Source organism: Methylophilus sp., from assembly GCF_052173275.1.
GTDB lineage: Bacteria > Pseudomonadota > Gammaproteobacteria > Burkholderiales > Methylophilaceae > Methylophilus.
On record NZ_JBQMUL010000002.1, the window covers coordinates 2,524,652 to 2,539,835 of the forward strand.

Annotated in this window: 15 protein-coding genes; 3 read left to right on the forward strand and 12 right to left on the reverse strand. The window is 50.7% G+C overall.

Annotated features, from left to right (window positions below; genetic code table 11):
- The first annotated feature begins 14 nt into the window (after window positions 1–14).
- Together ACTS9Y_RS13260 and ACTS9Y_RS13265 are read left to right on the forward strand one after the other, a co-directional pair.
- A complete protein-coding gene (locus ACTS9Y_RS13260; RefSeq protein WP_442586403.1) occupies window positions 15–515 on the forward strand; it encodes an FxDxF family PEP-CTERM protein in 501 nt (166 codons plus the stop codon).
- A gap of 80 nt (window positions 516–595) precedes the next feature.
- Complete coding sequence (locus ACTS9Y_RS13265; RefSeq protein WP_442586404.1) at window positions 596–1,075, forward strand: FxDxF family PEP-CTERM protein; 480 nt, start codon at window positions 596–598, stop codon at window positions 1,073–1,075.
- 67 nt (window positions 1,076–1,142) lie between these two features.
- On the opposite strand, the gene dapC is transcribed toward ACTS9Y_RS13265, so the two are convergent.
- Complete coding sequence (gene dapC, locus ACTS9Y_RS13270) at window positions 1,143–2,333, reverse strand: succinyldiaminopimelate transaminase (RefSeq protein ID WP_442586405.1); 1,191 nt, start codon at window positions 2,331–2,333, stop codon at window positions 1,143–1,145.
- Between the two features lie 15 nt (window positions 2,334–2,348).
- Here dapC and ACTS9Y_RS13275 point away from each other — a divergent pair, with 15 nt between their 5' ends.
- Window positions 2,349–3,251, forward strand: a complete 903-nt coding sequence (locus ACTS9Y_RS13275; protein WP_442586406.1) for a DMT family transporter — start codon at window positions 2,349–2,351, stop codon at window positions 3,249–3,251.
- 4 nt (window positions 3,252–3,255) lie between these two features.
- On the opposite strand, the gene ACTS9Y_RS13280 is transcribed toward ACTS9Y_RS13275, so the two are convergent.
- The 11 genes from ACTS9Y_RS13280 to ACTS9Y_RS13330 all read right to left on the reverse strand — a co-directional run bounded on the left by ACTS9Y_RS13280 (window position 3,256) and on the right by ACTS9Y_RS13330 (window position 15,023).
- The gene (locus tag ACTS9Y_RS13280) at window positions 3,256–5,028 is read right to left on the reverse strand and encodes an O-linked N-acetylglucosamine transferase, SPINDLY family protein (protein ID WP_442586407.1); all 1,773 of its coding nucleotides are present in this window, start codon (window positions 5,026–5,028) and stop codon (window positions 3,256–3,258) included.
- Window positions 5,025–6,983, reverse strand: a complete 1,959-nt coding sequence (gene mnmC, locus ACTS9Y_RS13285) for a bifunctional tRNA (5-methylaminomethyl-2-thiouridine)(34)-methyltransferase MnmD/FAD-dependent 5-carboxymethylaminomethyl-2-thiouridine(34) oxidoreductase MnmC (protein WP_442586408.1) — start codon at window positions 6,981–6,983, stop codon at window positions 5,025–5,027. Before mnmC ends, ACTS9Y_RS13280 begins: the two co-directional genes overlap by 4 nt.
- A 39-nt stretch (window positions 6,984–7,022) precedes the next feature.
- Entirely contained in the window at window positions 7,023–8,321 is a 1,299-nt protein-coding gene (locus tag ACTS9Y_RS13290) for a class I SAM-dependent methyltransferase (protein WP_442586409.1), read from the reverse strand.
- Entirely contained in the window at window positions 8,318–9,142 is an 825-nt protein-coding gene (locus ACTS9Y_RS13295) for a DUF1365 domain-containing protein (protein ID WP_442586410.1), read from the reverse strand. The genes ACTS9Y_RS13290 and ACTS9Y_RS13295 overlap by 4 nt, the downstream gene beginning before the upstream one ends.
- Window positions 9,139–10,401: an NAD(P)/FAD-dependent oxidoreductase gene (locus ACTS9Y_RS13300; protein ID WP_442586952.1), complete on the reverse strand. Its 1,263-nt coding sequence runs from the start codon at window positions 10,399–10,401 to the stop codon at window positions 9,139–9,141. Before ACTS9Y_RS13300 ends, ACTS9Y_RS13295 begins: the two co-directional genes overlap by 4 nt.
- Window positions 10,402–10,409: 8 nt before the next feature.
- Window positions 10,410–11,351 carry an acyl-CoA desaturase gene (locus ACTS9Y_RS13305; RefSeq protein ID WP_442586953.1) on the reverse strand — a complete coding sequence of 314 codons (942 nt, stop codon included), beginning with the start codon at window positions 11,349–11,351 and terminating at the stop codon, window positions 10,410–10,412.
- A gap of 106 nt (window positions 11,352–11,457) precedes the next feature.
- On the reverse strand, window positions 11,458–11,982 hold the full coding sequence (locus tag ACTS9Y_RS13310) for a lipocalin family protein (RefSeq protein WP_442586411.1): 525 nt from the start codon (window positions 11,980–11,982) through the stop codon (window positions 11,458–11,460).
- Window positions 11,983–12,017: 35 nt separating this feature from the next.
- Window positions 12,018–12,665, reverse strand: coding sequence for a DUF6134 family protein (locus tag ACTS9Y_RS13315; protein WP_442586412.1), 648 nt, complete (start codon window positions 12,663–12,665; stop codon window positions 12,018–12,020).
- The gene (locus ACTS9Y_RS13320) at window positions 12,655–13,431 is read right to left on the reverse strand and encodes a DUF1295 domain-containing protein (RefSeq protein ID WP_442586413.1); all 777 of its coding nucleotides are present in this window, start codon (window positions 13,429–13,431) and stop codon (window positions 12,655–12,657) included. Before ACTS9Y_RS13320 ends, ACTS9Y_RS13315 begins: the two co-directional genes overlap by 11 nt.
- A complete protein-coding gene (locus ACTS9Y_RS13325) occupies window positions 13,428–13,964 on the reverse strand; it encodes a DUF2878 domain-containing protein (RefSeq protein WP_442586414.1) in 537 nt (178 codons plus the stop codon). Before ACTS9Y_RS13325 ends, ACTS9Y_RS13320 begins: the two co-directional genes overlap by 4 nt.
- A gap of 15 nt (window positions 13,965–13,979) precedes the next feature.
- On the reverse strand, window positions 13,980–15,023 hold the full coding sequence (locus ACTS9Y_RS13330) for an SAM-dependent methyltransferase (protein ID WP_442586415.1): 1,044 nt from the start codon (window positions 15,021–15,023) through the stop codon (window positions 13,980–13,982).
- Between the last annotated feature and the right edge of the window lie 161 nt (window positions 15,024–15,184).

Here is a 15,184-nt window from a genome sequence, read left to right on the forward strand (position 1 = left end):
GTCGAGGAGTAGTGATGAAAAAACTAAAAAATTTAGCGCTTTGCTTGTTTTTTTCGGTGTTTGCCGCAAGCGCGAATGCTGAAGCGATTGATTTCAACTACGGTGTTGTGAACTTAGATGTGAATCCTAGCGTGGGTTCATTTGAGCATTTCTATACCTTTGAGTTGTTTGGTTTAAGTCGTATTGACTACAGCATCTCTAAAATCTTCAAGGATTTCAGTCTTGGCGAAAACCAGGAAGCCATCGTTATTTATGACTTTCAGGATGACCTTGCTGGATTCAATTTCGGTTTATATGATGAAGATGGTGCCCTGGTGACGGATTCTTCATCTCTATCTGCCGGCGAATATACGTTCAAAATAGCTGGCATCGCAACCGGATTATACGGCGGTCATTACAATTTCACTGCGAACGCTATTTCACTGCCAGTGCCTGAACCAGAGATGTCTGTGCTGTTTTTGTTGGGTTTGTCCATGATTGGGTGGGTCTCACTACGTAGGTCGCATTATTCATAATAAGCATTTGTATTAAGCAATTGTTTTATAAGCGTTTTATAAAGAGTTTTTTTAATAATTTTTTTAATTGAGGAGAAGATATGAAAGTATCTACATTTGTAAATGCATTTGCCCTGGCATCTGCATTAGCCTTTTCGGGCGCGGCATCTGCAACAACGACAACGTTTAGCGGTCATGATGTCATTGGTATAACAGAAGCCAGAACTGAGAAAATTGACATCTCCTATTTGGGTGGCAGTTTCAATCTGACTGGTGTGCTGGATCCTGTTTTCACCGTTCTTAATGGTGCGAATACTGGCCTGTTTTTTGGCGCTACATTAGAAGTTGATGGTGATGAGTTGTTCACCTGGGCGCCACAAAGCATTTTCAATTTGAGCAGATTTACTTTCAGTGCTTCTAACCTGGCTGCTGGTAACTACACATTGAAATTCAACTTGCTTGGCGGTGGTGATTACACTGGTAGCTATACAATCACTGCAGTACCAGAGCCAGAAACCAATGCATTGATGTTGGTTGGTTTGGGTCTGATTGGTTTTATCGCTCGTAGAAAATCTGCTTAATTTTTTCTAGCAGTAAAAAAAGCCGGTATGCGTAAGCATCCGGCTTTTTTGTTTTTGAGTGTTGGTTTTATTTCAGGTGTTCAACAATACGGTGTGCGGCTGCAATGGTTTCTTCAGTGGAGGCCACTAATGCCATCCGGATAAAGCCTGCGCCTGGGTTGATGCCGTGTGCTTCACGCGCCAGGAAAGAACCGGGCAATACCGTGATATTCAAGTCTCTATAGAGTTGTATCGCAACAGCCGTGTCATCTTTTTGCGTGTGGATCCACAAGTAAAATGCCGCATCAGGCAGCTGTGTGTGTGACCAGACCTGCTTGAGTAAGGGCGTGACCGTATTGAATTTCTCGCTATACAGGCTGCGATTCTGTTTCACATGCGCTTCATCATTCCACGCCACGATACTGGCGGCCTGTACGGCAGGGTTCATGGCACAACCGTGGTAAGTGCGATAGAGCGCAAACTTTTCAACGATGGTAGCATCGCCTGCGACAAAGCCGGAGCGCATGCCAGGCACGTTGGAGCGTTTGGACAACGAGCTGAACATGACCACACGGCTAAAATCACGTCCTAACTGATGGGCGGCTTGCAAAGCACCCACAGGCGGATTCAGTTCATCAAAGTAAATCTCCGAATAGCATTCATCAGAAGCAATCACAAATCCATACCGGTCAGATAACTCAAACAGGGTTTTCCAGGCTTGTAGATCCATCACTTTGCCGGAAGGATTGCCTGGGCTGCAAACAAACACTAATTGAGTGCGCTTGAGTATCTCCACCGGCACTTGCGACAGGTCCATGACATAGTCATTTTCCGGGGTGGTGTTGATAAAGTAGGGCGTCGCGCCTGCCAGAAAAGCGGCGCCTTCATAGATCTGGTAAAAAGGGTTGGGCGAGATGACCACGGGTTGCGCAGACACGCTGGTGTCCACCACGGCTTGCGCAAAAGCAAATAGGGCCTCACGGCTACCATTGACTGGCAAAATAGCTTTATCGATATTGAGTGCCGGGATCTGATAACGCCGCTGCAACCACTCGTTGATGGCTACACGCAAGGCGGGTACCCCGATTGTGGTAGGATAGCTGGCTAGCCCGGCCAGATTCTCCCTCAATGCCTGGGTAATGATTTCAGGTGTCGCATGCTTGGGCTCGCCTATGGACAAGTTGACAGGCGCAAAGTCAGGATTCGGCGTTATCCCCTCAAACAAGTCACGCAAACGCTGAAAAGGGTAGGGCTGGAGTAAATTTAAATGTGGATTCATAGGGTTGTATTATAAGTGAGCCTTGCGCATAAACAAAAAGCCCATCAGCAAAAATATTTTGCCCTGGCAGCACTGATTTACGGTGCAATCAGCTGGGGACTCATCTGGTACCCGTACCGACTACTGAATGACAGTGAAATTGCTGGCGTGCAATCGAGTGTGATGAGTTTCTGGCTGGCATTGCTGATAGGCGGGCTGCTGTTCTGGCGCCGCTATCCACATATCGCCAAAGTGCCAGCATCTGCTTACTGGCTGAGCCTTGTCGCCGGATGGACCAACCTGGCCTATGTGCTCGCCATCATAGATGGTGAAGTCATGCGGGTCATGTTGTTGTTTTACCTGTCGCCGCTATGGACATTATTACTGGCACGCATCTGGCTGCATGAGCGTTGGCAGCGCCCGCAACTGCTAGCCATCGCATTATCCCTTGTCGGGGCAGAGCTGATGCTGACAGACGGCCAATGGGGGCTGCCGTGGCCGCAATCTACTTCAGACTGGCTGGCTTTATCGGCGGGCATAGGCTTCTCGATCACCAATGTGATTACACGATTCTCCACCCATCTCACCGTTGCTACTAAATCCATGTTGGTCTGGCTGGGGGTATTTTCTTTATCGGTGATCGTCCTGCTGTGGCAGGAGGGGCTGGCTGGCTTTGCCATGCTGCGCTCAGTGAGCATCAGCGACATGAGCTTGTTACTGATCATCGCGCTGATGATCACATCAGCGACCTTATTGGTGCAATATGGCGTCACCAAGATCCCGGCCATTCAGGCTTCTGTTTTATTTATGTTTGAGCTGATTGTGGCGGCGGTCGCTGCTTATTTCCTGGCCAACGAAACCATGTCGCTGATAGAGATGTTCGGCGGCTTGTGCATTGTGGCTGCCGGATTATTGTCGGTGTGGTATAGCAACGAGTAGGGCGTTATTGCAATAACTGGCGATAAACCTGCTCGAGCTGCTGGCAAAAAGTCAGCGGATCAAATAGCATCTTCGCCTGTTGTTTCACTTTTATTTGCAGCGCCTGTAATGCCGCCGGGGCATTCGCCAGTGCAATCGCCTGTTTTTCCAGCTGCGCCCAATCATCACAAATACATTCCGCCAAGCCAATATGCTTTAAAAGACTGGCGCTCACACGGGCCGGAAACGTCTCACCAGCCACGGTTAATAAGGGAATGCCTTGCCATAAGGCGTCGCTGGCGGTGGTGTGTGCATTGTAAGGGCTAGTGTCCAGCATCAGGTCTGCATGTTGCTGGCGGGCAATATGTTGACTAACACTGGTACGTGGCGCAAAGATCAGCCGCTCTGGCTGTACGCCTGCCAGCTGTGCCGCCTGTTTGAGGTGGCTGGTGGCCCATGGATTACATGCTTGCAACCACAATACGCTATCCGGCACTTGCTGCAATATGCGCATCCAGCAGGCAAACACGTCGGCGGTGATTTTAAAGCTCTGGTTAAAGCTGCAAAACACAAATCCACGCTCAGGCAACCCATGTTGCGCGCGCGTGCCAGCCTCGGCTTGCGGGCGTTGCGCATTGTTAGGCTGGTAACAAGGCAGGGGGATAGTGCGCTCAGAAAACTGAGCTTGCTGCACAGTCTCATCCACCAGGATGACATCAAACAAGGAGTTGCCATTGACCTCGCCCATACTGCCCGGATACCCCAGCCAGTTGATATGGCAGCGCGCAGGGCGGTAAGCCGCCACACCACTGCGGCTGTTTTGCGTAAACCCTGTCAGGTCTATCAGGTAATCAATATCAGCGGCCCGTATATGCGCGGCCACCGCTGCATCATTCAGGGCCGCAATCTCAATCCAGTGGTCTGCCGCTGACATAAAAGCCTCGCGCTCGCTTGATCCATCATCCCTGGCCTGGCTATATAGGCTTACCTCAAAGCGGCTGCGATCGTGAGCGGCAATCACATCGGTGACCAGGTAGGCCAACGGATGTTGACGAAAATCTGAAGAAATATAGGCTAGCCTGATTTTCTGGTCTTGGCGGCGGGCAGCTGGCACGGGTAACGGCTGGATATGCCCGTAATGTTGCTGCGCCCACACACTCGCACATTGCAGTTGCTCTGCACTGCTAGTGCCAGGCATGGCGAGAAACGCAAACGGAGGAATCTGCGCTTGTGGCCGTTGTTTTAAAGCTGTGCGTACTTCATCAATGGCGTGGTCTATGCCTTGCCAGTCGGCCATATGCTGCTTCTGGTGTATCCAGTGCACTTTGGCATGCAGTAATTGCGGATTCTGTTTAAGCGCTTGCGCATATGCGGCCACCGCCAGATCAAGTTGCCCGGTTTCCCTGTAGGCATTACCCACATTGTTATGGGTTTCTGCATCCGCCGGATCCAGTGCTAATGCCTGCTGGAAATGCTGTATGGCTAGGCTATTCAAGCCCAGTTTGCGCAAGCTGTTTGCCAGGTTAAAGTGCACATCCGCTTGCTGGTTATCTTGTTGTAACGATTGCTTGAAGTAATCGGCGGCCAATTCTTCATCACCACGCTGGCTGGCCGTATTGCCGAGTTGCATCAAAATTTGCGGGTGGCCGGGAGCCAACTGCAGTGCCTGGGCAAAGGATCGCTGTGCGAGTTCGGCTTGTTTCAGTGCCAGGTAACAGCGACCCAGCTCGTAATGCAAGGCCGGATCCTGCGGTGCACGCCACAATTGCTGCTGTAAGCGCTGGATTTCTGGCGTCATGATGTCACCTGCTCGTTAAACGGATTCAACAGCTGTTTCCACCCTAGTTGCTTAAACAGGTGACGTTGCGGATGCAGGCCTGCCCAGAAACTATCTTCAGTCAGTTGAGGCAAGGGCAAACCAACATCAAGCAGCAGGCGCCTGGCCAGTACAGCAGCGCAATAGGGCGCGGTCATCAAACCTTTGCTGCCATGCGCCACATGCACGTATAACCCTTGTGGGGCGGGCAAATCAGAAAAACCGGGGGAAGTATTTGAGGGTAGGGAAGCTATCGGGAGCAATGGCCCAACATATGGTAAATAATCCGGCGAGCCACAGCGACTTGAAGCCCGGGCAAAAGTCACTTCTGCAGATCCCGCCTGGTCAAACTGCGGGCTTAGACTGCTGATCATGTTCAAATTTGATTGGTTATCCTCTTCACGCAGGCTGGTATCCGCATCGCCTGCGGCAAACGTGGCGCCCATGGCGTGCATGCCCTGATGCAAAGGCGTCAGGTAACCATCGCCACATAAAATCGTTTTCAGCGGCTCTAAGGCCGCTTGTGTGGCTATCATGCCCATTTGCCCACGCACCGGGTTCAGCCACATACCGCTGTCAGGCAGTAATGTTGCGGCATCCGCCGCATTGGCCACAATCACGGCATCAAATCTTGCATATACCTGAGTCTCAGATTGCAACTGCCAGCCTGTGTCTTGCCTGGAGATGGACTGAATCTCCTGTTGTAGGTGCACATGTATATTGGCTTGCGCCAGCATCACCTGGCAGGCCTCGCCTGGGTTGACCCAGGCAGCTTCAGCAAAGTGCAGGCAGTCTGTTGTTAATGTCACACCCGCTAATGCCGTTGCCTGACTTGCATCTACCTGCGTGAGCAGACCTAAATCGCTGTAGCGCGCTGCCACTTTATGCACTCGCTTTTGTTCGCGTGCACTGCCGCCCAATTGCAGTAATCCGCAGGCTTTAAAGACATCTTCAGTTAGTCCCAGATTTGCATAATGACGCAAGCTAAAACTATAGCTACGTAAAGCCAGCTGGTCATTCATGGGTTTTTCTGCATTTAACCTTGGGTAGAGCATGCCGCGTGGATTACCCGATGCCCCAAGCGCCACCTTCTCCGCTCGCTCAAACACATGCACCTCGCAACCTAGCCCGGCTAAGTGCCAGGCGCTGCTGCAACCGGCGATGCCCGCGCCTATCACTGCCACTTTAGGCATTGCCGGCTGCTGCTCAATGCCGGCTGATTGCCACACGCCACTTAACATTTCGCGTTTGGCACCATAGCCAGTTTTCTTTTCAGCAATAAAACCCGCAGCCTGCAAGCCACGCCGTACAAAGCCGGCACTGGTAAAAGTAGCGAAAGTGGTGCCTTGGCGTGAGCACCTGGCCATGCAGTCAAATAACGGTGACTGCCACATTTCAGGATTCTTCGATGGCGCAAAACCGTCCAGAAACCACGCATCGGCCATCACATGCAATGCGGGAAACACTTGTGCCGCGTCGGCAATATGCAAAGTCAGACTTGTGGAAAACGCTGGCAACTCCAACTGATTGATACCTGGCTGCAGCAGTCGATATTGCTGGCACAACGCCTGGCTAAGCTCGGCCAGTTCCGGAAAATGTGCATGTGCCTGCTGTAAATCCTGCAGGGTAAACGGGGCGATTTCAATACTAAGAAAATGTAAATGCGCTGAAGCTGGCGCATGTTTCCTCCACAGTTGCAAAGCAGCCAGAAAGTTCAGGCCGCTGCCGAAACCGGTTTCGACAATCACAAAATGACTGGGCTGATCAGGCGGCAGCGCCTGCCAGCGTTGCTGTAAATCATTATGCTGCAGAAAAACATGCCGGGTCTCAGCCAGCCCATGCTGTGGCTGATCCGGGCTGGCAGAAAAATAAATATCATTAAATTGAGTAGAGTAGGGCAGGCCCTCGCGCCACTCCAGTGCTGCGTGCATAGTCATAGGCTGGCAATTTTATCATGCCCGCTGACTGCTGCGCGGCTACACCCTGTTAAGTGCGCGGTAGCCAGGTTTGGCCAACAGCAGATGCACATCGCCCAAGGCACACTCGGCAAAACCGCCTTCACAATAGCTCAGGTAGAAATCCCACATACGGATAAATGTATCGCTGTAGCCTAACTGCCTGACCGCATCGATATTGGCAAAGAAGTTTTCCCGCCACAAGCGCAAAGTGGTCGCGTAATGCAAGCCGATATCCTGTAAATCCACCAGGCGTAAATCACTAGCGCGCGTCATGCTGGTAAGCATGGCGGTATTGGAGGGGATATTCGAGCCAGGAAAGATGTAGCGCTGGATAAAATCTACCGAACGAATGGCACTGTCGTAGCGCTGATCACTGATGGTAATCGCCTGTATCAGCGCCACGCCGTCAGATTTAAGCAACTGACTGACTTTTTTGAAATAGGTATCGTAAAACTGGTGGCCAACCGCTTCTATCATTTCAATCGATACCAGCTTGTCATACTGGCCTTGCAGGTGGCGGTAATCCTGCTTCAGCAAGACGATTTTGTCTTGCAGGCCTGCCGCTGCCACGCGCTCTTTTGCCAATGCAAACTGCTGTTCAGAGATTGTCGTCGTGGTGACATGGCAGCCGTAGTGTTTAGCAGCGTAGATAGCAAAACCGCCCCAGCCAGTGCCTATCTCAATGACGCGGTCTGTCGCAGACAGCTGCAATTTCTCACAAATCAGCTGTAACTTGCGCTCTGAAGCCGCTTGCAGACTGCCAGTATCAGCCTTGGCTGGATCATCGAATATCGCCGATGAATACATCATGGTCGGGTCCAGGAACAACTTGAACAAGTCATTGCCCAGGTCATAGTGCGAGGCGATATTTTTCTGGCTGCCGGCTTCACTATTACTGTTAAGCCAATGGAAAATTTTGAGGATAGGTTTACTCAAATACTGGTAACCGCCCTCCAGCGTGTCCATCACAGACTGATTGAGTACCATCAGGCGCACTACATTGGTCAGGGAATCCGCCTGCCAATAGCCCAGCATATAAGCCTCACCGGCACCTATACTGCCGCCAAAGGCGATTTCGCCATAAAAACGTGGGTCATGCACGGTAATGGTGGCTGAAGTCGCTATCGCGCCCGCATCGCCAAACTCATGGCGCTCGTGGCCATCGATCACTGTCAGCCGACCTGATTTCAGGCTGGCCAGGCGTTTCAGTACCTGGGCTTTAGCCAATTTCGCGACCCACTTGGCACGGCTTTTTGACTTTAAAGGTTTGGTCAGGGTATCTGCTGGTAGCGTTTTTACAGTAGGCATTGGATTCATGATTCATCACCAGGGTTGGCGTATGGTTTTGGGTGAGCATAAAAAGGGATTCTTTTGAGCCATAGGCGCAGGGCTTGCCAGTAAATGGCAACAATGACTTTCAAGGTCATCCACGGGTAACCAAACAGCATGCGATTCAGGCTACTGGCCCGCCAGGGTTGCCGCTGCAGCTTCAAGGTGGCAAAAAACATGGCTTGCTCCTGCCGCCAGCTTTGCATATGCACACTAAGCGTGTCAGCGGGCGCTGAAAACTGCCATTGGTAGTCTATATCCATAGGCATGAAAGGGGAGACGTGAAAGTCTTTGTCTAGTTTGAATAACAATTCTTTTGCCTGCTTGACTTCATGCACATAGGCAAATTGCTCTTTCCAGGGTGTATTGGTGATATGGCTGACGATGGCCTGCAATTCACCCTGGCTATCATGGCAGTAGTAAAAACTGACCGGGTTAAAGCATATACCCCAGTAGCGACAATGGGTGAGCAAGCCTATGCGGCCTGCCGGACGATGACCGGTGTGTGTTTCCACCAGGTCACGCACGCATTGATCCAAAGGCTGGTCAGGCGGCCCCAGGTAATCTTGCCGTCTGAAGTAAGCACAATTTGGTTTAAGATAAGACCATAACTTATTATTTTTAAATAAATAAGGAAGTTCTTCCAGATCGAGATAAAGCATGAAAAGCTGGTAGCGAAAGCCATGCGTTTTCGGCTGCAAGCGTTGATGACTGATCCAGCCTGTATAAATAGCGCTATGTAACTTTTCACCTGAGACTGTCTCGCCCGGCATTTTTTGATTGACGATAGAAAGTGCGCTATCAATCATAAAACTGCTGCCTGGAAGTGCTGGATAGCGGCCAGTGCACTGACCACGCCGTCTTCATGAAAGCCATTTTTCCAGTATGCGCCGGCAAAACCCGTGCGGTGATGGCCACTGATTTCTGCATGCCTTAACTGTGCTTGCGCACCTGCCAGCGTGAATAGCGGGTGCCGATAATGCAGTTTCTTGATGACTTTGGCCGCATCAATCGCGGCGGTGTAGTTGAGTGTGACAAGCAAGGGTTGCGCCGAGCGTATGCCTTGCAGGATATTCATATTGTAGGTGACTTGCACTTTGCCAGGCGCTTGCGAATTATTAGCCGCCTGGGCGGTGACATGATAATTCCACGCCGCCCAGGCCAGTCTGCGTTTGGGCATTAAGGTCGCGTCCGTGTGCAGAAAGACCGTGTTGTCCTGATAGGGGATGGCACCCAGTATTTCCTGTTCTGCTGCCGTGGCTTCAGTGGCCAGGATACGCAAGGCCTGATCGCTGTGACAAGCAAAAAAGACATAATCAAACCGCTGCTTGCCCTGTGCTGTGGTGAGGGTGACACCATCGACATCCCTATGCACGGCGGTGACCGGGCAGTTCAGTTGTATGCGCTGGCGATAGCCAGCAGTGATTTTCTCCAGGTAATTGGCCGAGCCGCCTTTAATCGTGCGCCATTGCGGCCTATCGTTGATGCTTAGCATGCCATGATGATGAAAAAATCGCACAAAAAAGCGGGCAGGGAAGTTCAGCATCTGCTCGGCATCGGTAGACCAGATGGCGGCACCCATAGGGACAATATAGTCGCGTACAAACTGCGGTGAGTAGCCGTTCTGTGCTAAATATTCGCCCAACGTGATTTCATTGCCGGGCGCCAGCAATGCCAGTGCCTGTTTGTTAAAGCGCATAATGTCGCGGATCATGCGGTAAAAGGCAGGGGAGAGAAAATTTCGCCTTTGCGCGAACAGGCTGTTGATAGAAGTACCGTTGTATTCCAGCCCGGTGACTTCGTTGCGCACACTAAAGCTCATGTCACTGTCGCGCCAGGCGACACCCGTGGTGCGTAGCATACGCTCAAACTCGGGGTAGGTTTTATCGTTAAACACAATAAAGCCGGTGTCTACAAGATGGGTTTCGCCGGCGATGCTGACCTGATGGGTATGCGTGTGGCCACCAATATAGTCGTTGGCTTCAAATACTGTGACCTGGTGTTGTTGATGCAGATGGTAGGCCAGTGTATTACCGGCAATGCCACTGCCGATAATGGCGATATTCAAGGCCATGCTTAATGCCCCTCGTTTGCATGCTGGTTGCGAATTTCCAGCGGCACTTGCTTGAGATTCCAGATCAGGCCAAGGGCGGCCAATACTTTCAGCCCATAATAAGTGAAATCGACCTCCCACCAGTAAAAACCCTGTTTCGCCGTGCCTGGATAGTGATGGTGATTGTTATGCCATCCCTCACCGAGTGTGAAGATGGCAATCAGCCAGTTATTACGGCTTTGGTCGCGCGTGGCATAACGCCGGCTGCCCCAGACATGCGCCAGTGAATTGATGCAAAAAGTCGCGTGGTAGAGGGCGATGGTGGAAAGCACGAAACCCCATACCAATAACTGCCAGCCATTGGTGTGTAAGCCCGGCGCATAAGCGTTGAGCAATTCACCCAGGCCATAGATGGCGGCAGCGAGTGCAATAGGCACCAGGCTGTCAAACCTGTCCAGCCAGCAGAGTTCACGGAAGCGTGTCAGCTCGCGCACGCGCTCAAGCTGAGTTTTAAAGTTGGCGTGGCTCAAAAACCAGCCTAAGTGGCTCCACAGAAAACCATGCTGGTGCGGCGAATGAATGTCTTGCGGTTGGTCGGCATGTACATGATGGCTGCGATGATGCGACGCCCACCAGAGTGGCCCGCGCTGCACTGCGGTGGCACCAATCAAGGCAAAGACAAATTGCCCGGCACGTGAGGTTTGAAAGGTTTTATGGGCGAAATAACGATGATAAAAGCCTGTGATGGCAAACATGCGCAACACATACATGAGCACTGCGAACCCTACCGCAAATGCGCTCCAGCCGACCCAGAACAAAGCGATCAGCGCGATATGCAGCGCGACAAATGGCAATACCCGCCACCAGTCTATGCTTTCTGAGGTGGCACTGGCCGGCGCCTGGTAATGTCGATTATCCAGCCAGCCGATTAACCGCCAGAGTAACCCGGAAACGCGCTGCTGCATCTTACCTATTTTCTGAATCACTTGCGTCTCTCATTCACTTGGGTTTTTCATGCATGGGCAGGCTTGGTTTATTCGGCAGATTCATGCACAGACTCGCGCATCTGCTTTAAAGGGGCTGTTTTAATGGTGGTTGAACATTCAGGTGCGGAAAGATTTCCAGCTTGCTGATGTCGTATCCCATGGCTTTTATTTTTGCGACATGTTTGTCAAACGTGGCCTGGTCCATCGAAGGCTGCCGCGACATCAACCAGACATAATCACGTTTGTTCCTGGCAATAATCGTGTGTTGCGCGTCATCGCTGAGATACGCGATCAGGTATTCAGACTTGAACGGCCACAAGAATTGCATTTTCCATTCGGCGTTGCCCGTGTTGGGTACCACGAAACCAGTCGGGTGGTACTCTTTTAACTTGCCATCAAACCCACCTTTGTTGAAAGTGAACGTGGTGGCAATCGTGCCGTCCGCATTTCTGTCATAGTGTTCGACAGGGTTGTACGGGTCACTCTCCATAAAAGTTGGAATAGCCGCAATCACATACCAGTCACCCATAAAGCGGTCTACATCCACCTGGGTCACAGTCTGGATAGGCGGCAAATTCTGGCAAGCGGTGAGACCGAATATCGTCATCATACAAATCACTTTAATTAAAATTTTTAACATATTGATTAAATGAGCTTATAAATTATTTTATAACCTTCTGGCGTCACCGATTCTAACGCCACCCAATCTTGTTGCTGGTCATACCATAATGTGATGTTTAGCTTGTCTTTGCCTTTATAGCGGCCGCGCAGATGATATTGGTGGGCAGGCGTGTCCTGGCCTTTGACCATGATAGGTTTAACGCCATCGTCACTCACTGTCACATCCAGGTATTCGGCATTTTGCGGGTTGAGCAAGCGCGTTTGTTTGAGAATAGCGGGGTTCCAGTAAGCAAAAGTCATGATGCACGCAGGTAATGTTTGTTGCTCAGCATTTTTACCCTCTTGTTTATCAATAACGAATTGCCTATCCTTTAGTAGCCCATTGACATCGGTGACTGTTTTGTTTTCTTCAGTATGCGATTTCAGGCTGTTTAAACATGCGTCTTGCCAGGCTTCATCCGCCTGGTGCCGGTAGCGATAGGCATTGATAAACAAGACTTTGACATCGAAACTGGCGCGGCTCTGCAACTGCTGGTTGTTGAGCGAAAAGGTATGGGTGCCTATTTTCTGTTTGTCCAGCCACACCTCAAAAGACCAGTCTTTTGCCTGTGCTACAGGCAGCAGGCCTAGCCATAAAGCCACTAGCCCCAGCGCTTGACCTTTACGATTCATGCGTCTGTCCAGCTTTCGGGATGCCTGGAATAAAAGCATTGGTGTTTTTGACATATTCCGCATAACCGGGGCGCCGGCTATGGATGGTCTTTTCCATTAGGCTGACACCACTGACTTTTAACAGCAGAATAGTCATGATGATGGGTGATAGCCATACCCAATGATCACCAGTCGCGGCGCCAAATAAGGCGAAGCCCCACCAGATCAGGCACTCGCCAAAATAGTTGGGGTGGCGGCTATAACGCCAAAGCCCGGTATTAAGTACTTTGCTGTCGTCGCCTGGCTGATTGCGAAAGCGTGTTAGCTGCCAGTCTGCGACCACTTCCCAGTAAAATCCGAGGGCGAACAACAATGCACCGGCCCAATCCAGCCACTGCAAAGGCGCCTGGCTGGTCACTGCAGCATACAGTGGATAAGAAATCACCCAGGCCAGTAAAGCCTGCAAGCCAAAAATAATGTAGACGCTTTTAAACCAGAAATGCGGTTCATTATTGTTGCGTATAGTGTCGTAGCGGTGATCTTCCTTACCCCAGTTACGCAAAGTGAGGAAAATACTCAGCCGCAATGCCCACAATGTCACTAACGCCAGCACCAGGCAGCCGCGGGCTGATAGATCATAGAGAAAAATCGCGCTGATATACGCTGTGATCGCCATAAACAGGCTCCACATGCTATCGACATGGCTGTAATGATGCGTGGCAAAACTCAGCAGCCAGCCACTCAAGGCAAACATCAGTATCGCGATCAATGCGTAGGTATAAATCATGTGTGCCTTATGTTTGCAGTGTGATTAAACGCATGGCGGACCCAAAGCAACAGTGGCATGGCAATGGCCCATTCCAGCGCCACCCAGGCCAGGCTAGCAATCGGGGAGGGGAGCTTTACCACGCCTAATTGCACGGCGCCCAGATAAGCCAGCGGGCCAAAAATAGCGCCGAGCACGGCGGCTAGCACAAGTTTGCGCTGTAACCAGCGCATGCTGACATTCAGGGTGGTGGCAAATGCCAGCCATAAGGCCACCATCCACAATGGAATGTGACTTATCCATGCATGGTGGTATTCAAAAGCAACCCAGCCCATGGTATAACCGATTTGGTCCAATATGCAACCCAACATGGCTGCGATGAAGATAGGCAAAACCTGTTGCCAGCGTTCTATCCATTGCAAATGGGCTGCAGTGAAGAGCACAACGGCGACAAATACAGTCAGCGTCAATCCCGGTTTGGCGGAAAGCACGCATGCCCACCAAAGCAACTGGAAAGCAATAAAATTAAATATAATCAATTTATTAGAGGGCATATTTGATATTTAAGTTTATTTTTTGGCAAATAAATAATGGCTGACCCACCAGGTTTGCCCATGGTTGTAGCCAAACAGTTCGGCACAGGCCATGAAAAAAATGCGCCAGCGCTGGCGCCAGATCTCGGCATCAGCTTTACCGTAGATGCCTTGCAACACTGGTGTCAGCGCTGCGTGATTCTGATCCATGTTCTCCAGCCAGGCATTGGCGGTTTTCTCATAATGGCTGCCGCTCCAGCGCCATTTTTCAATGATTTTTAAATCATCTTGAAAGTACAGTGGCAAATCATCACTAGGCATCATGCCGCCACTGAAGAAATACTGACTCATCCAGTCATCATCTGCTTTGACATCAAATGCGTACGCGGCGTGGCGATGGACAAAAATATGCTTGAAAAACAGCCCATCCGCTTTTAGCCAGCGCGCCACTTTGGCATACAGCACCTGGTAATTACGCATGTGTTCGAACATCTCTACCGATACAATCCGGTCAAAGGTCTGCTCGGTATCAAACACATTCATATCTGCGGTAATGATATTGACGTTGGCCAGGCCGAGCAGGCTGGCCTGCTGCAAGATATAGTCACGTTGCGAAGCTGAGTTAGATACGCCGGTAATCGTGGCATTCGGGTAGTGGCGGGCCATCCACAAGGTCAAAGAGCCCCAGCCGCAACCGAGCTCCAGGATCTGCTGGCCATCTTGTATCAGGGCATGGGCGCAGGTTTGTGACAAGGCCAGCTGTTCGGCTTCATCTAGTGTTCCGGTCTCTACATGCCAGTAACAACTGCTGTATTTACGGTGGGCGCCCAGGCAATACTGGTAAAAAGCCGCTGGGATTTCATAATGCTGCGCATTGGCTTTTTCAGGTAATGGCGCAATGTCTGAGGTTTGCATCTGTTCGATGAATTGAATCAGGGCTGATTGTGCGCTTTCGCAATCGTTGTCCAGGATTTCATCTAATCTGGATTGGCAGAGTTTTTGTATGCCTTTGCGGATGAGTAGATCTGGTAACCAGCCTTTTTCGGCGATTTTCAGGGCAAGAGATGCAGATGAACTCATAAATATTATCGCATTAACCAATTGTTGTTTATGTCCATCATAAACTGCCTTTAGTTGCATTGTGAGAAATATATTTTATATTGTGGTGATTCAAATGGCGTCTGGACGCAAAAACACATTTCGCATGTATACTCACCTGTATAGTCCTTGGATAATTATGA